22 protein-coding genes and 3 tRNA genes are annotated in these 22,286 nt (G+C 63.2%); 11 read left to right on the plus strand and 14 right to left on the minus strand.

Annotated elements, in window-relative coordinates; translation table 11 throughout:
* Nucleotides 1-3: 3 nt before the first annotated feature.
* Genes ABDW57_RS06095 through ABDW57_RS06105 form a run of 3 tightly spaced genes read right to left on the minus strand, consistent with a single transcriptional unit; the run spans nucleotide 4 to nucleotide 3,412 of the window.
* Nucleotides 4-1,437 carry an efflux transporter outer membrane subunit gene (locus ABDW57_RS06095; protein WP_343729312.1) on the minus strand — a complete coding sequence of 478 codons (1,434 nt, stop codon included), beginning with the start codon at nucleotides 1,435-1,437 and terminating at the stop codon, nucleotides 4-6.
* 11 nt (nucleotides 1,438-1,448) lie between these two features.
* Nucleotides 1,449-2,981 carry an MDR family MFS transporter gene (locus ABDW57_RS06100; protein WP_343729313.1) on the minus strand — a complete coding sequence of 511 codons (1,533 nt, stop codon included), beginning with the start codon at nucleotides 2,979-2,981 and terminating at the stop codon, nucleotides 1,449-1,451.
* Nucleotides 2,978-3,412 carry a MarR family transcriptional regulator gene (locus ABDW57_RS06105; protein WP_343729314.1) on the minus strand — a complete coding sequence of 145 codons (435 nt, stop codon included), beginning with the start codon at nucleotides 3,410-3,412 and terminating at the stop codon, nucleotides 2,978-2,980. Before ABDW57_RS06105 ends, ABDW57_RS06100 begins: the two co-directional genes overlap by 4 nt.
* 141 nt (nucleotides 3,413-3,553) lie before the next feature.
* Between ABDW57_RS06105 and ABDW57_RS06110 the strand changes: the two genes are divergently transcribed.
* A complete protein-coding gene (locus ABDW57_RS06110; RefSeq protein ID WP_343729315.1) occupies nucleotides 3,554-4,018 on the plus strand; it encodes a hypothetical protein in 465 nt (154 codons plus the stop codon).
* Between the two features lie 37 nt (nucleotides 4,019-4,055).
* Nucleotides 4,056-5,336 carry an FAD-dependent oxidoreductase gene (locus ABDW57_RS06115; RefSeq protein WP_343729316.1) on the plus strand — a complete coding sequence of 427 codons (1,281 nt, stop codon included), beginning with the start codon at nucleotides 4,056-4,058 and terminating at the stop codon, nucleotides 5,334-5,336.
* On the opposite strand, the gene ABDW57_RS06120 is transcribed toward ABDW57_RS06115, so the two are convergent.
* Together ABDW57_RS06120 and ABDW57_RS06125 are read right to left on the minus strand one after the other, a co-directional pair.
* Complete coding sequence (locus ABDW57_RS06120) at nucleotides 5,333-6,067, minus strand: ATP-binding protein (protein ID WP_343729317.1); 735 nt, start codon at nucleotides 6,065-6,067, stop codon at nucleotides 5,333-5,335. The genes ABDW57_RS06115 and ABDW57_RS06120 overlap by 4 nt on opposite strands.
* A 75-nt stretch (nucleotides 6,068-6,142) precedes the next feature.
* Nucleotides 6,143-7,762 carry a response regulator gene (locus tag ABDW57_RS06125; RefSeq protein ID WP_343729318.1) on the minus strand — a complete coding sequence of 540 codons (1,620 nt, stop codon included), beginning with the start codon at nucleotides 7,760-7,762 and terminating at the stop codon, nucleotides 6,143-6,145.
* A gap of 179 nt (nucleotides 7,763-7,941) precedes the next feature.
* Here ABDW57_RS06125 and ABDW57_RS06130 point away from each other — a divergent pair, with 179 nt between their 5' ends.
* On the plus strand, nucleotides 7,942-8,361 hold the full coding sequence (locus ABDW57_RS06130) for a hypothetical protein (protein WP_343729319.1): 420 nt from the start codon (nucleotides 7,942-7,944) through the stop codon (nucleotides 8,359-8,361).
* Nucleotides 8,362-8,405: 44 nt separating this feature from the next.
* Here the strand turns inward: ABDW57_RS06130 and ABDW57_RS06135 are convergent, their stop codons facing one another.
* The 3 genes from ABDW57_RS06135 to ABDW57_RS06145 all read right to left on the minus strand — a co-directional run bounded on the left by ABDW57_RS06135 (nucleotide 8,406) and on the right by ABDW57_RS06145 (nucleotide 12,689).
* On the minus strand, nucleotides 8,406-9,383 hold the full coding sequence (locus ABDW57_RS06135) for a diguanylate cyclase (protein WP_343729320.1): 978 nt from the start codon (nucleotides 9,381-9,383) through the stop codon (nucleotides 8,406-8,408).
* A gap of 221 nt (nucleotides 9,384-9,604) precedes the next feature.
* On the minus strand, nucleotides 9,605-11,803 hold the full coding sequence (locus ABDW57_RS06140) for an ATP-binding protein (RefSeq protein ID WP_343729321.1): 2,199 nt from the start codon (nucleotides 11,801-11,803) through the stop codon (nucleotides 9,605-9,607).
* Nucleotides 11,804-11,870: 67 nt separating this feature from the next.
* Entirely contained in the window at nucleotides 11,871-12,689 is an 819-nt protein-coding gene (locus ABDW57_RS06145) for a response regulator (protein ID WP_343729322.1), read from the minus strand.
* A gap of 218 nt (nucleotides 12,690-12,907) precedes the next feature.
* Here ABDW57_RS06145 and ABDW57_RS06150 point away from each other — a divergent pair, with 218 nt between their 5' ends.
* From ABDW57_RS06150 to ABDW57_RS06185, 8 genes are all read left to right on the plus strand, one after another.
* Nucleotides 12,908-13,135 (plus strand): hypothetical protein, encoded by a 228-nt coding sequence (locus ABDW57_RS06150; protein ID WP_343729323.1) that lies wholly within the window; start codon nucleotides 12,908-12,910, stop codon nucleotides 13,133-13,135.
* Nucleotides 13,136-13,327: 192 nt separating this feature from the next.
* Nucleotides 13,328-13,404, plus strand: a tRNA-Arg gene (locus tag ABDW57_RS06155).
* 74 nt (nucleotides 13,405-13,478) lie between these two features.
* Nucleotides 13,479-13,555: transfer RNA gene (locus ABDW57_RS06160), tRNA-Arg, on the plus strand.
* A 57-nt stretch (nucleotides 13,556-13,612) separates the two neighbouring features.
* Nucleotides 13,613-13,689: transfer RNA gene (locus tag ABDW57_RS06165), tRNA-Arg, on the plus strand.
* A gap of 231 nt (nucleotides 13,690-13,920) precedes the next feature.
* Complete coding sequence (locus ABDW57_RS06170) at nucleotides 13,921-14,439, plus strand: FxDxF family PEP-CTERM protein (RefSeq protein WP_343729324.1); 519 nt, start codon at nucleotides 13,921-13,923, stop codon at nucleotides 14,437-14,439.
* Between the two features lie 136 nt (nucleotides 14,440-14,575).
* On the plus strand, nucleotides 14,576-14,875 hold the full coding sequence (locus tag ABDW57_RS06175; protein WP_343729325.1) for a hypothetical protein: 300 nt from the start codon (nucleotides 14,576-14,578) through the stop codon (nucleotides 14,873-14,875).
* 73 nt (nucleotides 14,876-14,948) lie between these two features.
* Nucleotides 14,949-16,094 carry an alpha-hydroxy acid oxidase gene (locus ABDW57_RS06180; RefSeq protein ID WP_343729326.1) on the plus strand — a complete coding sequence of 382 codons (1,146 nt, stop codon included), beginning with the start codon at nucleotides 14,949-14,951 and terminating at the stop codon, nucleotides 16,092-16,094.
* Complete coding sequence (locus ABDW57_RS06185; RefSeq protein WP_343729327.1) at nucleotides 16,094-16,576, plus strand: VOC family protein; 483 nt, start codon at nucleotides 16,094-16,096, stop codon at nucleotides 16,574-16,576. Before ABDW57_RS06180 ends, ABDW57_RS06185 begins: the two co-directional genes overlap by 1 nt.
* 12 nt (nucleotides 16,577-16,588) lie before the next feature.
* On the opposite strand, the gene groL is transcribed toward ABDW57_RS06185, so the two are convergent.
* From groL to ABDW57_RS06215, 6 genes are all read right to left on the minus strand, one after another.
* Nucleotides 16,589-18,193 carry a chaperonin GroEL gene (gene groL, locus ABDW57_RS06190; protein WP_343729328.1) on the minus strand — a complete coding sequence of 535 codons (1,605 nt, stop codon included), beginning with the start codon at nucleotides 18,191-18,193 and terminating at the stop codon, nucleotides 16,589-16,591.
* A 26-nt stretch (nucleotides 18,194-18,219) separates the two neighbouring features.
* Entirely contained in the window at nucleotides 18,220-18,537 is a 318-nt protein-coding gene (locus ABDW57_RS06195) for a co-chaperone GroES (RefSeq protein ID WP_343729572.1), read from the minus strand.
* Between the two features lie 103 nt (nucleotides 18,538-18,640).
* Nucleotides 18,641-19,273, minus strand: coding sequence for a diguanylate cyclase (locus ABDW57_RS06200; protein WP_343729329.1), 633 nt, complete (start codon nucleotides 19,271-19,273; stop codon nucleotides 18,641-18,643).
* 200 nt (nucleotides 19,274-19,473) lie between these two features.
* The gene (locus ABDW57_RS06205) at nucleotides 19,474-20,277 is read right to left on the minus strand and encodes an alpha/beta hydrolase (protein ID WP_343729330.1); all 804 of its coding nucleotides are present in this window, start codon (nucleotides 20,275-20,277) and stop codon (nucleotides 19,474-19,476) included.
* On the minus strand, nucleotides 20,274-21,242 hold the full coding sequence (locus tag ABDW57_RS06210) for a D-2-hydroxyacid dehydrogenase (protein ID WP_343729331.1): 969 nt from the start codon (nucleotides 21,240-21,242) through the stop codon (nucleotides 20,274-20,276). Before ABDW57_RS06210 ends, ABDW57_RS06205 begins: the two co-directional genes overlap by 4 nt.
* Nucleotides 21,239-22,192 (minus strand): LysR family transcriptional regulator, encoded by a 954-nt coding sequence (locus ABDW57_RS06215; protein WP_343729332.1) that lies wholly within the window; start codon nucleotides 22,190-22,192, stop codon nucleotides 21,239-21,241. The genes ABDW57_RS06210 and ABDW57_RS06215 overlap by 4 nt, the downstream gene beginning before the upstream one ends.
* Nucleotides 22,193-22,286 lie beyond the last annotated feature (94 nt).

Below are 22,286 nucleotides of genomic sequence, written 5' to 3' on the forward strand. Positions count from 1 at the left end.
TCCTTATTTGATGGCGGTCGCCAGCGGCGCTTCTTCGTGATAGCCGCCGCCCAGCGCATTGGTCAGCGCGACTTCGGCCAGCAGTTGTACCTGTTGCAGATAGAGGTCGGCATCCTGCTGCTTGAGCAGGGCCAGGCGCGCATTCAGCACGCTGCTGTTGTTGGCCAGGCCGTGATCGAGGCGCTTCTGCGCCGACGCCAGTTGCGCGCGTGCCAGCGTGGTGGCCGCGGTCTGCTGGGTGATCTGCTGCTCGATGCCTTGCAGCTGCGCGCCGCCTTGCGCCACCTCGCGCACGGCTTCGACGATGGTCTGGTTGTATTCGGCAATGCGTTCGTTGCGGCTGGTGCGGGCACTGTCCAGCTGCGCATCGAGGCGCTTGCTGTCGAACAGCGGCAGCGACACGCTCGGCCCGATGTACAAGGTGCGGCTGGCCAGTTGCAGCAAGTCTTCGGCTTTGACGCTATTCAGGCCGATCGAGCCGGTCAGGTTCACGTCCGGATAAAACGCGGCTTTGGCGGCGTCGATCCTGCTGAGCGAGGCTTCCAGTTTCCAGCGCGCGGCCTGCAGATCCGGACGGCGCGCCAGCAGTTCCATGCCGAGGCGCGCGGGCAGGGCGTGCGGCGCCGACGACAGGGCGACCGGTTTCAGATCGGCCAGCGCGGTGTTGTCGGCGCCGGCCAGCGCGCGCAGGGCTTCTCGTTCGTGCTCGATGTCGGCCCTGAGTTGTGCTTGTTGTTTGCGGATCAGGCTCAGGTCCGCTTCGGCCGCGCGCTGGTCGTCGGCGTTGGCCAGCCCCTGGGCGATGCGTTTGACTTTATCCTGCACCAGTGCCGTTTGCGTGGCGGCCAGTTGATCGGTGTTGGCAAGGCGCGCCCACGCGCCCTGCAGGCGGAAGTAGCTTTGCGCGATGGAGGCGGCCAGCGCCTGTTCGGCTTCCGCGTAGGCGGCGCGGCCGGCATTCAGTTCGCCCACGGCGGCAGCGACTTGCGCACGGTTCTTGCCCCACCAGTCGAAGTTGTAGCGCAGGTCGAGGCGCAGTGTCTCTTCGGTGAAGTAGGCGCCGCCGATCGGCGCCGGGAACAGGCCGGTGCCGGAGTAGCGCTGGCGGTTGACATTGCCGTTCACCGCACCAGAGATGCCCAGATCGGCCACGCTGCGCGACAGCGAGGAACGCGCGGTGCCGATCTGCGCCGCCGCCACTTCCAGCGACGGCCCGCTGGCCAAGGCTTGCCTGATGATGGCGTTCAGCTGCTCGTCATGGTAGGCGGTCCACCACTGTGCTTGCGGCCAGCCTTCCCTGGCCAGCCTGATGTTGGCTGACAGTTCGGCGCTGGCGATGTCGCGCCTGGCGAGCGGGTGGCTGTCGGTCGGCACTTGCGCGCAGCCGCCGAGGGCCAGCGCGGCGGCTGCGGCCAGGATTGATAGTGTGGTTTTCACTTGGTTTCTCCTCATTCCATCGCAGCGTGATCGACTGCGGCCGGTGCGGTTTTCGCCGGCGGTTTAATCAGCAACAGCAGCGGAATCACGCACAGCGTTGCGATCATCATCAGCCAGAAGTCATCCACGTAGGCGATCATCGACGCCTGGCGGGTGATCTCGTTGTTCAGCGCGGCGGCCGCCTGCGGCGTGGCCAGGTTGTCCAGCAGCGCCGGGTTGGCGGTGGTGATGTGTTCCGTCAGCGACGCGTGCACGGTCTGGGTATTCCGCGCCAGCAGCGTTTGCACCAGCGCGATGCCGATCGAGCTGCCGATATTGCGTATCAGGCTGTAGATGGCCGTGCCTTCAGCGCGCATTGCCGGCGACAGCGTGGCAAAGGTGGCGGCGCTCAGCGGCACGAACACCAGCCCCAGGCCCAGACCCTGGATCACGCCGGGCCAGACGATATCGCTTTGCGACAGCACCAGCGTGTACTGCGTCATCTGCCACAGCGAGAAGGCGGTGATCAGGAAGCCGGTGCCCAGCAGGACCCGCAGGTCGATCTTGCCGACCAGGCGGCCGACAACCATCATGGCCACCATGGTGCCGATGCCGCTCGGCGCGGTCACCAGGCCGGCGATCCTGGCCGGGTAGCCCATCAGGCTTTGCAGCATCGAGGGCGTGAGCGCGCGGGTCGCGTACAGCACCAGGCCGACGATGAAGATGAACAACAGCCCGCTGACGTAGTTGGAATTGCGCAGCAGGCGGTAATCAAAGAAGGATTTGCCGGCCGGGCGCGTGGCCGTGTGGGCGACAAAGTAGGCAAAGCTCAGCGCCAGAATGATGGCTTCCACCCAGGTCTCGGTGGAACTGAACCAGTCATTCTGTTCGCCGCGGTCGAGCAGCATCTGCAGCGCGCCGATGGCGAGGCTGAGCGTGGCGAAGCCGAAGGCGTCGAACTGCATCTTGCGCGGCGCCTCGGTCTTCCTGATGTAGCGCCAGATGCCATAGAAGGCCATGGCGCCAACCGGCACGTTGATGAAGAACACCCAGCGCCAGTCATAGCTGTCGGTCAGCCAGCCGCCCAGGGTAGGGCCAAGAATCGGGCCGATCATCACACCCATGCCCCACACGGCCATGGCCGAGCCGTGCTTTTCGCGCGGGTTGATGTCGAGCAGGGTGGCTTGCGACAGCGGCACCAGCGCCGCGCCGAATATCCCCTGCAGCAGGCGCGCGATGACGATTTCGGTCAGTGAGCCGGACAGGCCGCACAACACGGAGGCAAGGGTGAAGCCGGCCACCGAGGCCAGGAAGATGTTCTTCTGGCCAAAGCGGTCGCACAGCCAGCCAGTCAGCGGCGTGGCAATCGCGGCGGCCACGATGAAGGAGGTCAGCACCCAGGTGATCTGGTCCTGCGACGCCGACAAGCTGCCCTGCATGTGCGGCAGGGCGACGTTGGCGATGGTGCCGTCCAGCGCCTGGATGATGGTGGCCAGCATGATCGAGATGGTGATCATGCGGCGGTTCAGGCCGTCATCAGGGACGGCTGCGGCAGCGGTGCTCATGGCAGCGACTCGATATTGGCCTGGATGGCTTCAAGGAAGGTGGTCACGGTGCGCAGCGTGTCGGAATCGACATTGCCCAGCAGTTCACGGCGCAGGGCGTCGGCTTCCTTCCACACCGATGCATACACGTCCTGTCCGGCCGGCGTCAGGCTGAGCAGCTTGACCCGGCGGTCGGTGGCGGACGGGGTGCGCACCATGTAGCCGGCTTTGACCAGCCGATCGACGGTGGCCACCATGGTGGGATCTTCCACCCCGGCGCGCGCCGCCAGCCGGGTTTGCGACGGCGGCTCGGCTTCCTTGGCGGTGAGGGCGATGGCCATCCAGCTGGCCTGGCTCAGGTTCAGGTGCTTGAGGCGGCGGTCGATGGCGAGACGCCAGGCGCGCGCCGAGTTGTGCAGCGCGGCCGAGAAACGTTCTTCTATAGAAGACATATGATTGCGGGGCTAATGGTTAGGTATCTAACGATTAGTTTAGCACAGGTAATTTATGTTCGCTGGCGCACAGACTTTTGACCGGAGAGCGACTATCATGACAATTGAGCACCTTCGCTCATACAAAAATAGAGACTGAACATGAAAGCCAAGTTACTCGCCGCCAGCCTGCTGGCCTTGTCTGCCTCCGCCTTTGCCACCGATGTTGGTGTTTCCATCAGCGTCGGCCAACCCGGTTTTTATGGCCGCCTCGACATTGGCGACTATCCCGCACCGCAACTGGTGTACCGCCAGCCGGTGATCATCGAGCGTCCGGTGCGCTATGTCGAAACCGCGCCGATCTACCTGCATGTGCCGCCGGGCCACGCCAAGAACTGGGCCAAGCACTGCCGCAAATACAATGCCTGCGGCCAGCGCGTGTACTTCGTGCAGGACAATTGGTACAACAATACCTACGTGCCGCGCTACCGCGAGCGCCATGGCGGTCCGGACCGCTACGACGACCGTCGTGACGATCGCCGCGATTACCGCGACGACCGCCGCGACGACGGACCGGGCCGCGGTCACGGCAAAGGCCATGGTCACGGGCACGATAAACGCGACTAACCCCACGGCGTAGAGCGCCGCCATCCAGGAGCATGCTTTGCAGAGTACATTCGTGATTGTTGGCGGCGGAGCAGGCGGGCTGGAGCTCGCCTGCAAACTGGGCCGTAAATTGGGTCCGGAGGCGGTGATGCTGGTTGACAGCCGCCTGTTCCACATCTGGAAGCCGTCCTTGCACGAGGTGGCGGCCGGCACGCTGGACGTGCACCAGGAAGGCCTGTCTTACCAGATGCTGGCGCACGACAATGGTTTTACCTTCGTCTACGGCCCCATGCAGGCGCTCGATGCGCAGCAGCGCTTGCTGACGGTGGGCGCCATCAGCAGCGAAGGGCAGGAAATCTTCCCCGAGCGGCAAATCCGCTTCGACAAGCTGGTCATTGCAGTCGGCAGCACCTCCAATTATTTCGGCGTGCCCGGCGCCGCCGAACACACCATCTCCCTGAATGCCACCGAAGATGCCGAGCGTTTCCGCCTGACCCTGCTCAAGCGCCTGACCCTGACCGAGCTGCGCAAGGATGGCGGGGTGGATGTGGTCATCATTGGCGGCGGCGCCACCGGCGTCGAGCTGGCGGCCGAGTTGCGCGAGGCCAGCGGCGTGTATGCCGCCTATGGCTTCCGTCAGTTGCAGGCCGAGCGCGATGTGCGCATCACCTTGCTGGAAGGCGCGCCGCGCATCCTGGCGCCGCTGCCGGAAAAAGTCTCCACCGCCGCGCTGGAACTGCTGCGCCAGCGCGCGGTCACCGTGGTGACCAACACCCGCGTGACCGCCATTGACGCCGACACCGTCACGGCCGGCGACACCGTGTATCCCGCCCAGATCGTGGTGTGGGCGGCCGGCATCAAGGCGCCGGATTTCCTCAAGTCGCTGGGCTTGCCGACCGTGAAGTCGGGCCAGCTGGACGTGGAGGGCACGCTGGCGGTCAAGGGCTTCGACTATATCTATGCGCTGGGTGACTGCGCCGCCTGCGCCGGGCCGGATGGCAAGCTGGTGCCGCCGCGCGCGCAAGCCGCGCACCAGCAGGCCGATTATCTGCTGCAGACTTTCCTGCGCCAGCAAAAGCATCAGCCGCCGCAGGACAGGCCGTACATCTATCGCGACTACGGCTCGCTGGTGTCATTCGGCCAGACCACCTCGGTGGGCAGCCTGATGGGTTCGCTCAAAGGGCTCAGCTGGTTTGTGGATGGCTTTGTGGCACGCATGATGTACGTGAGCCTGCACCTGATGCATCACCAGGCTGTGCTGGGTACGGTGCGCACCGCGGTGCTGGCGGTGGCGCGCTTCCTGATCAAGCGCACCACGCCGCTGGTCAAGTTGCATTAAGCCACGCCGCTACGCGGCTTGGGCAGCACCATGGTCAGAGTGACGCCGCCTTCGGCGCCGGCCGACAGGGTCAGGGTGCCGCCCAGGTAGGCCGCGCGCTCGCGCGCCATGCGCAGGCCGAACTTGCCGGCCGCCTGGTCGCCCACGGCTGGGGTGGCCACCGGACCGCTCAGACCGACGCCGTTATCCTTCACCGTCAGCATGACTTCATCTTCGTTGTCGTCAACGATGACGTCCACCTCGGTGGCCTGGGCGTGCGCCACGATGTTGCGCAGCGCTTCTTCCAGGGTATGCAGCAGCACGATGCCGTGGCTGCGCGGACAATCGAGTTCTTCTTCCGGCAGGCTGCAGCGGGCGGTGATGCCGCGCTGCTCGCCAAATTGCGCGACCAGCTCCTCCAGCGCCACCCGCACGCCAAGGAACTCCAGCTTGTCGTTCCACAGCTTGAGCTGCATCTGGCGGTTGGTTTCGACGATCTGGCCCAGCAGCTTTTTCATGTGGCCGGCGCGGTCTTGCAGCGCCGGGTCGGGCGGCAGCTTCTGCATCAGCAGGCCCAGGTGCATGGTGAGCGCCGTCAACGACGAGCCGAGGCTGTCGTGCAGCTGGCGCGACAATGAGCGCCGTTCGTTGTCCCAGCAGGTGTGGACATGCCCCAAAAGCTCGCTCAGGTCCGCGCTGCGCAGGGCGTCTTGCTGGGAATTAAGGTGTTCTTGCGGTGCCGGTACGGACATGGTTTTTCTCTATTAAGTCGGACAGACTACGGTTTGCTCCGATCATACCCGAGCTTTGCAAGGCGGGGCGCACGACTATTGCTTGACCGGGACTTGGGCGCAGGTATCGATCACTTCCATCAGTTGATCGATATCGACCGGCTTGACCAGGTGGCGGTCGAAGCCGGCGTCCATCACGCGCTGCAGGTCCTCGGCCAGGCCGTAGCCGGTGAGGGCGATCAGCTTGATCTCGCGCGTGGCCGGATTGGCGCGCAGGCGGCGCGCCACCTCATAGCCGTCGATGCCGGGCAGGCCGATGTCCACCAGCGCCAGGTCGGGCTGGTAGCTGGCGGCGGCGTTCAGGCCAAGCAGGCCGTCGGCGGCCGCCTGCACGTCGTAGCCGTAACCGCCCAGCATCATGGTCATCATCTCGCGGCCGTCGTCGTTATCCTCGATCAGCAGCACGCGCGGTTTGCCATGCTCGCTGCGGGACGGCGTGGCCGGCACGGCCGGCTGCAGTTGCTCGATGCGCGGCAGGCGCAGCGTGAAGGTGCTGCCGCGGTTGGGGCCCTTGCTGTCGGCCTCAATGCTGCCGCCGTGCAGCTCGGCCAGCCGGCGCACCAGCGACAAGCCGATGCCCAGCCCGCCCTGCGAGCGGTCCAGCGTGCTGCTGCCTTGCACGAACACGTCAAACACGTGCGGCAGCAGTTCGCCCGGAATGCCGACGCCGGTGTCGCGCACGCTTAGCACCACCTCGTCGTTCTCGGTCCAGGTGCGCACTTCGATGCGGCCGCCGGGCTGGGTGTACTTGAGGGCATTGTCGATCAGGTTGCTGGTGATCTGCTCCAGCCGGGTGCTGTCGCCGTCCACCCAGCCGGCATCGAGATCCTGGTCCAGCTCGTAATCCGTGCTGCGGCCGGTGGCGCGGTAGGTTTCCAGCGTTTGCGCCACCAGCGCCGACAGGTCGAGCGGGGCGCGGCTCAGCAGGATCTTGCCCGACATGGCGCGCGACAGGTCCAGCAGGTCGTCGACAATGCGGCCCAGGTGCTGGCTCTGGCGCTGGATGATTTTCTTGGCGCGCTGCACGCCATCGGCCGACACGCCGGGCAAGCCGATCAGCGAGGCGGCGCTGCTGATGGCGCTCAGCGGATTGCGCAGCTCGTGGCCCAGCATGGCCAGGAATTCGTCCTTGGCATGGTTTTGCCGTTCCACCGTCTGGCGTTCCGCGATTTCGCGCGTCAGGCGCTGGTTGGTGGCGGTCAGCTCGGTGGTGCGCTGGCTGAGCTGGCGGGCCTGCTTTTTCAATTCCTCGTTCTTCATGGCCAGCGCCACGAACACTGAAATCTTGGCGTACAGGATTTGCGGGATGACCGGCGTGAACAGGAAATCCACCGCGCCGTGCTGGTAGGCTTTCAGCCGGTCCAGTTCGTCGGCCAGGAAGGCGGTGATGAAAATGATGGGGATGTCGGCCGAGCGCGCGCGCGCATGGATGGCGGCGGCGGTCTCAAAGCCGTCCATGCCGGGCATGTTGACGTCCAACAGGATGACGGCAAAGTCGTGCATCAGCACCTGGCGCAAGGCGTCCTGGCCGGAGCGGGCCGCCAATACTTCGTAGCTTTCCTGCTCGGCCCATTGGGCGAGCAGGCTGGTCAGCGCGAACAGGCTGTTGGCGTCGTCGTTAACGACCAGGATCTTTGGTTTTTCTATTTTAGGCACGGGTGTCTCTGCCACGAAAGCATCAATCGATCATAGCAAGCGCTTATATGAATGTCAAAAGCGCCATGCAGGCGAACGCAACAGCGGTCAGGCAGCGGGAGCAGCGTTCGCTCCCGCACAGACCCGCGGCAGGCCGGCTGGCACAGTGGGGCAGGACGTTCAACTGAAAGGAATCCATCATGAATATCGATACTGTCGTGGACAAGGAATACGTGGGCCTGAGCTTCCGCGCGCTGGCCGACGCCCCGGTCAGCGCGCTGCGCGGGCTAAGCGCCAAGGATGCCAAGGCGCTGGCCCAGGCCTTCAACGTGCACACGGTGCGCGACCTGGCCAACCTGGAGTTCGTCAAGTGGGCGGCGGCCATCACCACGCTGGCCAGCCACGAGCAGGAAACGCCGCAGGAGCAGGCCAAGGAAACCCTGCTCGACAGCGGCGTCGAGATGACGTTCCCGGCCAGCGATCCGGTGTCGGTGGATGCCGGCATCACCCGCATTGAAGTGCCGCCGGAAACCGTGGACGCGCATGACGACCACCAGCACGCCGGCAAGGTCGAGCAAAGCACGCAAAAAGGCTTGAAGGAGGAAGCCGCAACCCATTAAGCGGGCAAATGGGCGGGGCGGGCGCTGCATGGCCCGCCGCGCGCTCATGCCAGGCTGGCCGACATGGCGTGGTGCTGGGTGGGCGGTGTGCGCATCATCTGCGCGGTGCAGCAGCGGTTCTTGCCGGACCGCTTGGCTTCATACAGGGCGCCGTCGGCGGCCGCAATCAGGGGCGCCACTTCGGTCGCGTCGTCGGGGAAGATGCCGACGCCAATGCTGGTCGACAGCTGCAGCGTCAGGCCATTGATCTGGTACGGCTGCGACACCGCCTCGATCAGCTTGTTGCACGGCTCCTGGGTATCGGCCACGGTGGCGATATTGCCCATGACAATGACGAACTCGTCGCCGCCCACGCGCGCCACCGTGTCTTCCTTGCGCGAGCAGCCGACCAGGCGCTGCGCCACCTGCTTGAGAATCTCGTCACCGTAGGCGTGGCCGTGGGTGTCGTTGATGGTCTTGAAGCCGTCCAGGTCGAGGTACATCACGGCCGCCTTGTTCTGCTGGCGGGTGGCGTGCTGCAGCACGGTGGAAATACGGTCTTCCAGCAGGCGCCGGTTCGGCAGGCTGGTGAGGGGGTCGTGCAGCGCCAGTTCCTGCTGCTGGCGGCTGTATTGGGCCAGTTCGCGGTAGAGCAGGCGCACTTCCAGCATATTGTGGATGCGCTTGTGCACCTCCAGCAGGTCGAACGGCTTGCTGATGAAGTCGCGCGCGCCCGCTTCCAGCGCGGCGATCTTGAAGCTGGGTTGGGCGGTCAGGGCCAGCACCGGCAGGTAGCCGCCTTGCTCGATTTCCTTGAGCCCCTTCATGACCTGAAAACCGTTCAGGCCCGGCATTTGCAGGTCCAGCAGGATCAGGTCGTAGTTATGCTGGCGATGCAGCGGGCAGACCTGCTCGGGCAGCATGGTGGACGAAACATTGGTATAGCCGGCCTCGCGCAGGATTTCCAACATCAGGTCGACGTTGTCTGCGCTGTCATCCACCACCAGAATTTTGGCGTTCAGGATTTCGTCTCGGCTCGGCATAGTGTGTGGTCTCGTCAGTCTCAGTATTCGGTATAAATTCGATAATAGCCCAGGCTTGGGTGCTGCGGCGCACACAACGGCACAAATTTCCATGTGGAAACTATTGTACGCCTTTTTTTAGATTATTGTAGTGTATCAAGAGTTTTTAAAATTGCTTGTAGGACAGCGCCGCGTCTGCAAGTAGGAGTATGTACTTGCCGTGCGGTAATTTTTCATCTCCTTTATGCATGCCGCTGGGCAGCGCTGGTGGCGGCCACCTTGGCGATCAATTCATTGGGCTCCACCGGCTTGGCAATGTGGGCCAGAAACCCGCTGGCCAGGGCCTTGATCCGGTCTTCCGAGCGGGCAAATGCGGTCAGGGCGATGGCCGGCAGGTCGCCGCCGCGCGACGGCCCCATGGCACGAATGCGATCCAGCAGGCCATAGCCATCCACCTCCGGCATGCCGAGGTCGCTGACCATCAGGTCGGGGCGCTCGTGTTGCAAAAGGTTTAAGGCTTCGGTGGCGGTGGCGGCCGTCAGCACCTCGGCATTGCAGTCGATGAGGATGCGCTTGATGAGTTCGCGCGCATCGTCTTCGTCATCCACCACCAGCACCTGTAGCCCGCTCAGATCATGCGGTGCAGCATGCGGCGGCGCCGGCATGGCCGGCTCGGCGCGCGCCGCGGTCTGGGTGCTGCCATAGGTCGGCAGGCGCAGGGTGAAGCTGGCGCCGCGGCCTTCGCCTTCGCTGGCCACGCTGACCGTGCCGCCATGCTGTTCCACCAGGTGCTTGACGATGGCCAGCCCCAGACCGAGGCCGCCGTGCTGGCGGGTGGTGGTGGCGTCGGCCTGACGGAAGCGCTCAAACACATGGCCGAGGAAGCTGGGGGTGATGCCGATGCCGCTGTCATGCACGGTGATGGCCACGTGGTCGCCGTCCGGCTGCACGCCGACCCGGACCGTGCCGCCGCGCGGGGTAAATTTGATGGCGTTGCTGAGCAGGTTCCACAGCACCTGCTGCAGACGGTTGGCGTCGCCGGCCACCATGCCGGGCGTGCGCGCAAAGTCGCGCTCGATCTGAATCTGCTTGGCCTCCGCTGCCGGGCGCACCGATTCCAGCGCGGCCGCCACCAGCGCCGCCGGCGCCAGCGGCTGCATTTCCAGCCGCACCTTGCCGGAGGCGATGCTGCTCATGTCCAGTAGATCCTCAATCAGCTGGGCCTGGGCGCGGGCGTTGCGCTCGATGGTTTGCAGGCCGCGCTGCAGGTCGGCCTCGTCCCGGCTGCCGCGCCGCAAGACCTGGGCCCAGCCCAGGATGGCGGTCAGCGGAGTGCGCAGTTCGTGCGACAGGGTGGCCAGGAACTCGTCCTTGAGCTGGCTGGTGCGCTCGGCCTCGGCGCGCGCCTGGCGCTCGCTGTCGAGCAGTATCTTGCGTTCTTCGGCGGCCTGTTGCGCGGCCTCGTACAGGCGTGCATTGTCGATGGCCACCGCCGCCTGGGCGGCAATGCCGCCGATGATGCGCTCGGTGCGTTCAGTGAAGATGCCCGGCTGCGGGTGGCCAAACAACAGGCAGCCGATCACCGGGCCGCCACGCAGCGCCACCGGCACCGCCAGGTAGCTGCGCACCGGCGGATGGCCGTCCGGCACGCCGTGGTAGGGGAAGTTCTTGCCGTAGCGCGGATCCTTGAGCAGATCGTCGCTGCGGATGGTGCCTTCGCCGCGCATGCTGTGGCCGAACAGGGCGGTGGCGCGCGGCTGGCCCAGCTCGGCAAAGGCGTCCGGCGCTCCGCTCGACAGGGTGTGCAGCAGCATGGCTTCGCCGGCGGCATTGGTGGTGTGGTAGAAGAAGGCGCCAAAGCGCGCGCCGCTGATGCTGGTGGCGGCATCGGTGACTTCCTGCAGCAGGGGGCGCAAGTCGCGCTGCGAGGCCAGCATGGTGCCGGTGTGGTTGAGCAGTTCCAGCACGGCGGTTTCATCGCGCAGCGCTTCCTGCACGCGCTTGACCTGATCGACGTCGGTGCTGGTGCCGAACCAGCGCACAATGTTGCCGTCGCTGTCGTGCACCGGGTTGGCGCGCGTGAGGAACCAGCGGAATTCGCCGCTGACGCTGCGGATCGGAATTTCCAGCTCAAACGGGGTGCCGGTGCGGCGCGAGTGCTCCCAATGCGATTCCATGGCGCCGAGGCAATCGGGCGCATACACCCGCTGCCAGCCGTCGCCGGTCATTTGTTCAGGGGTCGTGCCGGTGTAGTCATACCAGCGCTGGTTGTACCACACCATCGGGCCTTCTTGTTCGGCAATCCATGCGAGTTGCGGCATCGAATTGGCGAGCGCCCGCAGTTCAAGCTGGCTTTGGCGCAAAGCCTCCCTGGCGCGCAACAATTCTTCGTGCGCGTCCGGCGCGGGCGGCGAAGTAGCGGTAGGGTCGTTCGGAATCATGCGCTTATTCTAGCGCCAACTTCGATGCTGGCTCCGCACGGTTGCGGGAGTGTCCAGGACAAAATAATCAGCGCGTGCGCAATTGGGTCGCGATACGCTCCAGTGCACTCTGCAGTTGGTCGATGTCGTACGGTTTTTGCAGGGACAGGGCCGGAAACTCCAGGTGGCGAGTGAGTTCGTCACCGTAACCGGAGGCAAACAGCAGAGCCAACTGTGGCGCCCGCTGCAGTGCGTGACGCGCCAGATCGACGCCCGACATGCCGGGCAGACTGACGTCGGTGAACAGAACATCGAACTGTTGAATGCTCAGCAGCGGCAAGGCTTCCTCGCCGCTGGCCACGGCCTGCACCTCGTGGCCGAGGGCGCGCAGGGTTTCGCACACCAGGTAGCGGGCGTCGGCGTTGTCTTCCACCACCAACAGGCGCAATGGCGCGTTCTGCTCCGCCACCGCGGCCGCCAGCGCCGGCACCAGCGTGCACAGGATGCCGTGCACGCCGTGTTCCGTGCGGATCGGCGTGTAATACAAATCCAGTGCCATCGGTTCGACGCGCTGATTGCGCCAGACCGGCAGGCTGCAGCCGTGGTAAGCCAGGCTGCGGCCGGCGCGCACCTCGGCCAGGGCGGCGCTGCTCCAGCTCCACGCGGCCGGCTGCACCGACGGCACCTTGCCGCCAGGCGCGCGCAGACCGGGCAGGGCAATCAATTCAGCGTAAGCCTGGTTGTAGATCATGATTTGCTCGGGTCCCCACATCAGCAGCATGGCTTGCGGGGAGTTGAGCATGATGTCGGTGGTGAGCCGCAGGCTGGGCGGCCAGCCTGCGGGATCGCCAAGGGCGGTTTGGGACCAGTCGGCGGCGGGGGGCGGGACGGCGGAAGGCGAATTCATGCGGTGCGTGTATTCTCTGTTATCTGTCTTATGAAAAGGCAAAGGTTGAGTGCATCGTACACGGTAAAAAAAAAGCCCGCTACAGGAGCGGGCTAAATCTATTTCCTTGGAGGAGAATAGAGGAGACAGTTGAATGATGCTGCAATGCGCAATCGAATGCAAATTTATATTTGTAATGTGCGTAATCACTGGCATGAATGAAGGAAGGGAGCGGCGCTATGGCTAGCGTTATCAAGCATCGGAAAGTCAAGATTGTGGTATTGGAGCAGGGCGAGGACATGAGCGCGCAATGCCGGCCTGGCGATATTGCCCTTCTGTCCGACGCGGCGGGGTGGTGGATCAAGTTTGTCGGAGCGGGCGGGCAGGTGGATTGCTATGGCATTCCGTATGCCTCCTACAACGAGGCGCTGTGGGCAGCCAAGGCGGCGGCCGAGTTTGGCACCTGACACGGAGTGCTGGACAAGCCATGGGACTGTCTCTATAATGCTGCTTCTTTCGAACGGCATGCTGTTTGAAAGAATGCAGCAAAGCAGTTTTGCAGGGCGGTTGATTCGGAACTTCGTGCGCCGGACCAACTAAACGATAGAAAATATCCAACCTTGCAAAATAAAATTTATGCTTTATAATGCTTGCACAGTGCGGCTGTAGCTCAGCTGGATAGAGTACTTGGCTACGAACCAAGGGGTCGTGGGTTCGATTCCTGCCAGCCGCACCAATCGTTTTGCCGGAAGAGTTGGAAGATTCTTCTGTTTTCTACAAGAAAGTGCTGTTATAATCTTCTTGTTTTGCGCGGCTGTAGCTCAGCTGGATAGAGTACTTGGCTACGAACCAAGGGGTCGTGGGTTCGATTCCTGCCAGCCGCACCAGATTTAAAGTTGGATAGACTGTCGAGTCTGTCTGATAGCAGTTGTAGTAAAAGTTAAGCGGCTGTAGCTCAGCTGGATAGAGTACTTGGCTACGAACCAAGGGGTCGTGGGTTCGATTCCTGCCAGCCGCACCAAACATGTAGAAGGGCCTGATGAGCAATCATCAGGCCCTTTTGCTTTCCTGGCCGCATTTTCTAAATGTGAAATCCGCATATCAATAGTTAATTTCCGTTGTATTTTCTAAATCGTTTCTTAAAGGTATGGAACGCGCCCGGTCGAGCTTGTTGACTTAGATAAGATCGCCTGCATCCCACCCAAGGGATATTCCGATCTACGCGCTGTTCTTTAAATGAAAAGGGATGATCATGAAAGTAAAAAAGATAATTGCTGCCTCGCTGATCGCGATGGCTGCTGGCGTTGCTTCTGCGGATGATTTCCAGATTGACGCTGGTGCGATCACCACCGACGTCATGAATCCATACGGGCACATGTTCATGCATGAAGTCGGGATGTTCACCGACACCATCGATTTCACGATTCCGGCAGGCAGCCTCGGTAGCTCTGCAAACGCCATCATGCTCACGCTGGGCAACACGAATGTGTTCAGCATTACCGGCCTGACGTACTCGGTGTACGGCGGCACTTCCACCAATGCGGGCCCGTGGTATGCGACCTATGCGGGCAACAACATCACCAATGACCTGCCGCTCAGCATGGCGGGCGCCTACCACATCATCGTCACCGGCAACGCCGATGGCACGATGGGCGGCAGCTATGCGATTTCGCTGGTATCCTCGGTGCCCGAGCCAGCCACCTACGGCATGATGTTGGGCGGCATTGCGCTGCTGGCCGGCTACGCCCGCAGCCGCAAAGCGCGTTCCTGAACAGCGATTCAAAAGCTCCCCCTTTTAAAGCCGCCTGCCCGGGCGGCTTTTTTTGTGGAGTGAGCCTTCCTTGCGGCGGCTCAAACGCGGTCTCAAGTGCGCACGATAGACTACTTTTCTTGACCGGGAGGCCGCCATGGCGAATGATCAAAGCATTGAGCTGCGCGTATCGCTGCAGGAGCGTCAAATGGAAACGGCGGTGGAAATCGTTGAAGAGATTCGCGCCAACTATGTCACCAGGGCTGACCTGAAGGACGCCATCCGCGACCTGAAGGCTTATCTGGATGAACGGTTGGCGCACTACGCCAGCAAGGTGGAGCTGGAGCGCATGCGGCAAGATACGCGCAATTGGATGATTACTTTCGGCATTTCCCTCGCTGCACTGCAATTTTCCATGCTATTTGCCTTCTTTCAGCTTTATCTGCACCTCCGCTGACCACACATCCCTATTGGCATTTTCTTAAAAATGCCCGATGATCTGTCGATCATCGTTACCAGGGAGCGTGTGCATGACCATCGTCACCAATATTGAAGACCTGCGCCTGCTGGCTAAGAAACGCGTGCCGCGCATGTTTTACGATTACGCTGATGCCGGTTCCTGGACCGAATCCACCTACCGCGCCAACAACGACGACTTCGCCAAAATCAAGTTCCGTCAGCGCGTGGCGGTCAACCTGGAAAACCGCTCGCTGGCCAGCACCATGATCGGCCAGCCGGTGGCCATGCCGGTCGCGCTCGCGCCCACCGGCCTGACCGGCATGCAGCACGCCGATGGCGAAATCCTGGCCGCCAGGGCGGCGGAAAAATTCGGTGTGCCGTTCACCCTGTCAACCATGAGCATTTGCTCGATCGAAGACATCGCCGCGCATACCAGCAAGCCGTTCTGGTTCCAGCTGTACGTGATGAAGGACCGCGATTTCATCAACCGCCTGATCGACCGCGCCAAGGCCGCACGCTGCTCGGCGCTGGTGCTGACGCTGGACCTGCAGGTGCTGGGCCAGCGCCACAAGGACTTGCGCAACGGCTTGTCGGCGCCGCCCAAGCTGACCCTCCCGAATATCCTCAACCTGGCCACCAAGCCGCGCTGGTGCCTGGGCATGCTGGGCACCAGGCGGCGGACTTTCGGCAACATCGTCGGCCATGCGACTTCGGTATCGGACATGTCCTCGCTGTCGTCGTGGACCTCGCAGCAGTTCGATCTCAGCCTGTCATGGAAGGACGTGGAGTGGATCAAGCAGCGTTGGGGCGGCAAGTTGATCATCAAGGGCATCATGGATGCGGAAGATGCGCGCCTGTGCGTGGCAAGCGGCGCCGATGCGCTGATCGTCTCCAACCACGGCGGCCGCCAGCTCGATGGCGCCGAGTCCTCGATCGGCGCGTTGCCGGCAATTGTCGATGCGGTCGGCAAGCAGATCGAAGTGCACATGGACGGCGGCATCCGCTCCGGCCAGGACGTGCTCAAGGCGCTGGCGCTGGGCGCGCAAGGCGTGTACATCGGCCGTCCCTTCCTGTACGGACTGGGCGCGATGGGCGAGCAGGGCGTCAGCAAATGCCTGGACATCATCCGCAACGAGCTGGATCTGACGATGGCCTTCTGCGGCCTGCGCGATGTGCGCCAGGTCGATAAAAATATTTTACTGCCGGGGAGTTTTTAATGCTGGATCAAGCCGTAGGCCACACCTATATTTTTGCCGAGACGCTGGCGCCGAGCCAGCGCATGCACATGGTGCTGCTGGGGGTGAACGACGTGGCGCGCGCGGCGCGCTTTTATGAGGCGCTGGGCTGGCAGCGTTCGCCCACCAGCAGTGACGGCTTCGTCAAATTCAATATGGGCGGTTACGCCATCTGCCTGATCAACCGCGGCGATCTGGCCAAGGATGCACTGGAGCCGACGCCGGAGAACAAGGGTTTCTCCGGGGTGGCGCTGATTCACGTGGCCCGCAAGCCCGAGGACGTGCCGCGCATTCTGGCCAAGGCGGAAGAGGCGGGCGGCAGGATCGTCAAACCTGCCACCCGCACTCACTGGGGCATCGCCGGCTACTTCAAGGACCCCGATGGTCACCTGTTCGAAGTCGACTACGAAGACGTCTGGGTGCTCGACCAGGACAACCATCTGGTGGTGGATCGCATCAACTAGCCGGAGCTACGCTTAGGCCAGTTCCTTCTGCTTCTCTTCAGCCGTGGTTTCAGAGATCGTGGCTTCGGTGGTCAGAATCAGCGAAGCGATCGATGCCGCGTTTTGCAGCGCGGTGCGGGTGACCTTGGTCGGGTCGATCACGCCGCTTTCCACCAGATCGCCGTACTGGCCGGTGGCGGCGTTGTAGCCGAAGTTGCCTTCGCCTTCAATCACTCTGGCCACCACCACCGACGGCTCATCGCCGGCGTTGGACGTGATCACGCGCAGCGGTTCTTCCAGCGCGCGCAGCACGATCTGGATGCCGGCGTGCTGGTCGGCATTCGCCCCCTGCAGCTGGGCGATCGCCTTGCGCGCACGCAGCAGCGCCACACCGCCGCCCGGCACAATGCCTTCTTCCACCGCGGCGCGGGTCGCGTGCAGCGCATCGTCGACGCGGTCGCGTTTCTCTTTCATCTCGACTTCGGTGGCTGCGCCGATCTTGATCACGGCTACGCCGCCCGCCAGCTTAGCCACGCGTTCCTGCAGTTTTTCCTTGTCGTAGTCGCTGGTGGCTTGCTCGATCTGCGACTGGATCGCCGCCACGCGCGCATCAATGCGTTTCTGATCGCCGGCGCCATCGATGATGGTGGTCGATTCCTTCAGCACCTCGATGCGTTTGGCGCTGCCCAGCTGTTCCAGCGTGGCTTTTTCCAGCGTCAGCCCGGTTTCCTCGGAAATCACGGTGGCGCCGGTCAGCACGGCGATGTCTTCCAGCATGGCCTTGCGGCGGTCGCCAAAGCCCGGCGCCTTCACGGCCGCCACTTTCAGGATGCCGCGCACCGAGTTCACCACCAGCGTGGCCAGCGCTTCGCCTTCCACTTCTTCCGCCACGATGAACAGCGGCTTGCCGGCCTTGGCCGAGATTTCCAGCACCGGCAGCAGCTCGCGGATGTTGCCGATCTTTTTGTCGTATAGCAGCACCAGCGGATCTTCCAGCCGCGCCAGTTGCTTGTCCGGATCGTTGATGAAGTAGGGGCTCAGGTAGCCGCGGTCGAACTGCATGCCTTCCACCACTTCCAGCTCGTTCTCCAGCGACTTGCCGTCTTCCACGGTAATCACGCCTTCCTTGCCAACGCGCTCCATGGCTTGCGCAATGATGTCGCCGATGGCGCTGTCGGAGTTGGCCGAAATCGAGCCCACCTGGGCGATTTCCTTGCTGGTGCTGATCGGGCGCGAGATTTTCTTCAGTTCCGCGATGGCCGCGCTTACGGCCTGATCGATGCCGCGCTTGAGATCCATGGGGTTCATGCCGGCCGCCACGTACTTCATGCCTTCCTGTACGATGGACTGGGCCAGCACGGTAGCGGTGGTGGTGCCGTCGCCGGCCACATCGGCGGTTTTCGAGGCGACCTGTTTCACCACCTGCGCGCCCATGTTTTCCAGGCGGTCCTTGAGTTCAATTTCCTTGGCGACCGAGACGCCATCCTTGGTGATGGTCGGCGCGCCGAAGCTGCGGTCGATCACCACATTGCGGCCCTTCGGACCCAGCGTTACTTTCACGGCATTGGCCAGCACGTTCACGCCTTTCACGATACGGGCGCGCGCGTCATCATGGAATTGGACTTCTTTTGCAGTCATTTTTTTCTCCGTATAGTCAGACAGGGTTAAGCGGCGGCTTTCACAGCGGCCGAGGATTGCTCGATCACGCCGAGGATGTCTTCCTCGCGCATTACCAGCACCTCTTCGCCATCCAGCTTGACGGTCTGACCGGCGTATTTGCCGAACAATACAGAATCGCCGACCTTGACCGCCACCGCGCGCAGCGTGCCGTCCGGCAGTGCCCGGCCGTGACCGACTGCCAGCACTTCGCCTTGTTCAGGCTTTTCTGCGGCGGAATCAGGAATCACGATACCGGAGGCGGTTTGGCGTTGTTGCTCAATTCGCTTAACAATAACCCGGTCGTAAAGGGGACGAATTTTCATCATTTCTATCTCCAATGGTTACAGATCATTCCAAAGTGAACCGGCCCAGACTCAGCTGGACCTGACTTCAGCGAGGCGAAAATAGGTTGCGGCCTTTTTATTTTCAAGACCTCGCCAAGCCGCCTGTTTGTAACAAAATGTATCCAAGCTGATAGACGGTTCTGGCGGCCGGGCCGGGTGGCAGCGGCGTTACCGGACAGTCCGATTGACGGCCGCCATCGGCGTCCAGGCTGTCGTCGGCGGGGCCGATGCCGGACCAGATGCCGCCCTTGTTCGGCTGGAACAGCCAGCGCGAATAGCCCTTGCGCGCGGCCAGATGCATCAACTCATTGCGCAGCGACGGATCGGTGCCCAGCACCGTGTCGTCGGGGTAGTCGGCGGCATTGTCGCCAAAGGCCAGGCGGCAGTCGAAGGCTTCGCTGGCCTTGGCGGACACGTGGTTGCAGGCGCGCCGTTGCCAGCGCTCGACATTCCAGGCGCCGAGCCGCCAGGCCGCATCAAGCACTTCCTGTTCGGTCTTATGCAAGGTGCCGTCGAACTGCAGGGCCGAGCTGGGCACGGCGCGCGGCGGCAGGTCCACGCCATCCAGTTGCAGCGGGGTGGCGCGGCGGAAGCCGTGCCAGTGGAGGAAAAGGAGCGTCGGCGTATCAGGCAGATTGACGCGCGTTGCGGAGACGGCATACAAGGGCAGGCCGACCGCTCCCATGTGGGCTGAAACGATATCAAAGATATGCATAGTAGTTCCCCATTCATACACGATGATGGGGAAATTCTAGCGCAAGACGCTCATGCCGTTCAGTTAAGCCTGTCGTTCCGGCGAAAGCCGGAACCTATAGAACGCCTGAGCTGTGTCAACGCTGGCCTTCCATGGATTCCGGCGTGCGCCGGAATGACCGTTCAGGCGTTAACTGAACGGCCTTAGCGCAGGACGCCGGATCATTGCGCGTCCGGCCTGGCCGCAATCGTCTGTATCACCGCCGCGCTGATCGCTGCCGGATCGGCCTGCGCCACCTCGCTCACCTTGATCCCGCCAAACGGTTTGCGTGCCTTGCGCAACTGATCGGCGCTGACCTCCAGGCTGTCCAGCTCCGACGCGCGGGCGCGCCAGTAAGTCAGCTTGCTGACCTGCGCTGCCTGCGCCGCCGCCAGCGCCGGGCCGATCTCGCCGTTGATGCTGCTGGCGGCATAGCCGCACTCCGCACCCGGCTTGCCTTGTTCGGCCGCGCCCAGGCAGGCCAGCATCGCATCCAGCTTTGCCGCGCGGTCGGCGGGCAGGGCGTCTTCATGCATCGGCTGGACCAGCACCAGCGCGCTGACGTTGGCGCCGCGCGAGCGCAGCGCAAAGTGCTGCGCCACCATGGCGCCATAACCGGCGCCTACCAGTACGAATGGCCCCTCCATGCGGGCGTTCCTGATCAGGAAGTTCAGGTCCTTGCTGGCATTGGCCACCGTCGAGGCGCGGATAATCGGATCACTCGAACCCAGGCCGGCGCGGTCGTACACGCAAGCGCGTGTGTGCTTCGCCACTTCCGGCAGCACCGCCGACCAGTCCCACCCGGCGCGGCCGGCATCGGCCTCGAACAGCACGGTGGGCGAGCCCTTGCCGGTGCAGTAGGTATTCAGTTTGCGCCCGCCGACATCGACCCTGACTTGCGGTCCGGCCAGCGCATCCTGCCCGGCCGGCGGCGCTGCGTGCACATGGGCCGACAGCAGGGCGGCGATCAGAACGGCGCACTTCATGCCGTCACCACATTGCGCGGTGCGCCGGCCACCCAGGCTTCGATATTGTCGATCAGCTGATCGACCAGCGTCTGCATGGCTTGCGTGCTGGCCCACGCCGAGTGCGGCGTGAGAATGAAGTTGGGCAGGCGCAGGTTGAGCAGCACATTGTCCGCCGGCGGCGGTTCGGTCATCAGAACGTCAAAGCCGGCACCGGCGATCACGCCGGCGCGCAAGGCATCGGCCAGCGCCACTTCGTCCACCAGACCGCCGCGCGCGGTGTTGATCAGCAGGGCGTTGCGCTTCATGCGGATCAGCTCTTTGGCGCTGATCATGTTGCGGGTCTTGTCGGTCAGCGGCAGGTGCAGGCTGATGATGTCCGAGGTCTCCAGCACCTCGTCAAAGCTGGCTTCGCGCACACCATCGGCGGCGGCGTCCGGCAGCGGCGAGCGATTGTGGACAACGACTTCCATGCCGAACGCGCGCGCGATCTGCGCGGTGGCCTTGCCCAGCGCCCCATAGCCGAACAGGCCCAGACGGCTGCCCGCCAGGTCGGAAACCGGATGACCGAACAGGCAGAATCGCTCGGATTTCTGCCACAGTCCCGCCTCGATATCGGCGCGGTATGCCACCAGTTGCCGGCGCAGCGCCAGGATCAGCGCAAACGTATGCTCCGGCAGCGTATGCACGGCGTAGTTGCGGATGTTGGACACCACAATGCCGCGCTGCGCTGCCGCCGCCAGAGCAATGATGTTGGTGCCGGTGGCCGCCACCGCGATCATCTTCAGGTCCGGCAGCTGCGCCAGATCATCCGCCGACAAGGGCACCTTGTTGGTGATGCAGATGGTGGCGCGCGCATCGCGCAGGCGCCGCACCGCCTCGCCGGCGCGCGTGGCCGCATATTCGGTCCACTCGTGCGCAAACGCGGGCTTGCGCACATTGGCGATCACGCTGTCGCGATCAAGGAAAACGATACGTTCGGTCATATGGCAACCTCTAAGGTAGAAGCACGCGCCGCCGGACCTTTGGGCAGGCGCATGCCAGGGTGATTGGAAAACAGTTCGGCAATCCATTCGACAAATACGCGCACCTTGGCCGACAGATGGCGGTTCTGCGGATACACCACATGCACCGGCAGCGGATCGCTGAGCCAGTCGTCAAGGATGGTTTCAAAGCGGCCGTCCTTGATCATCGGCTCCATCCAGAAATTCGGCATCTGCACGATGCCCAAGCCGGCCAGCCCCGCCGCCGTGTACGAATTGGTGTCGTTCAGCGCGATCAGGCCGGGCAGGGCGACCTGCACCCGCTCGCCGTTGCGCGTGAAGTCCCAGTCGAAGATTTTACCGGTGCGCGAGGAGAAATAGTTGACGCAGCGGTGGCGCAGCAGTTCGTTCGGATGGGTGGGCCGGCCGTAGCGGTCCAGGTAGGCCGGCGTGGCGCAGGTAATGAAATGCATGATGCCGACCCGGCGCGCGATCAGGCTGGAATCGCCCAGCTGTCCGCCACGTACCGCGCAGTCCACGCCTTCCTCGACCAGATCCACCGTGCGGTCGCTGGAGCCCAGCTCCAGCTGAATGTCCGGATAGCGCTCGAAAAAATCGGGCAGGGCCGGGACAATCACTTCGCTGGACAGGCCGGTCGGCGCATCCACCCGCAGCCGTCCGGAAGGGCTGAGCCGGGTGCGCGACAGCGATTCCTCGGCCTCGCGCACGTCCGCCAGGATGCGCAGGCAGCGCTCGTAATAGGCGGCGCCGTCGGCCGTCACGCTGACGTGGCGCGTGGTCCGATGCAATAATTTGGCCGCCAGCGACGTCTCCAGAGACTGGATCAAGGTAGACACCGTCGCCTTCGGCAATTTCATGTTTTCCGCCGCGCGCGTAAAGCCGCCGGCGTCCACCACCTGCACAAACACTTCCATCGCTTGAAGTTTATTCATCTTTGAGCCTCATTGTTCCGGATTCTGAACAATCAATTCAACTTTGCCGTATTTATCGGATTGTAGATCAAGTTTAAGATTGCTGTACTGCACA

This window comes from Duganella sp. (assembly GCF_039595735.1).
In the GTDB taxonomy this organism is placed as follows: Bacteria; Pseudomonadota; Gammaproteobacteria; order Burkholderiales; family Burkholderiaceae_D; genus Rugamonas.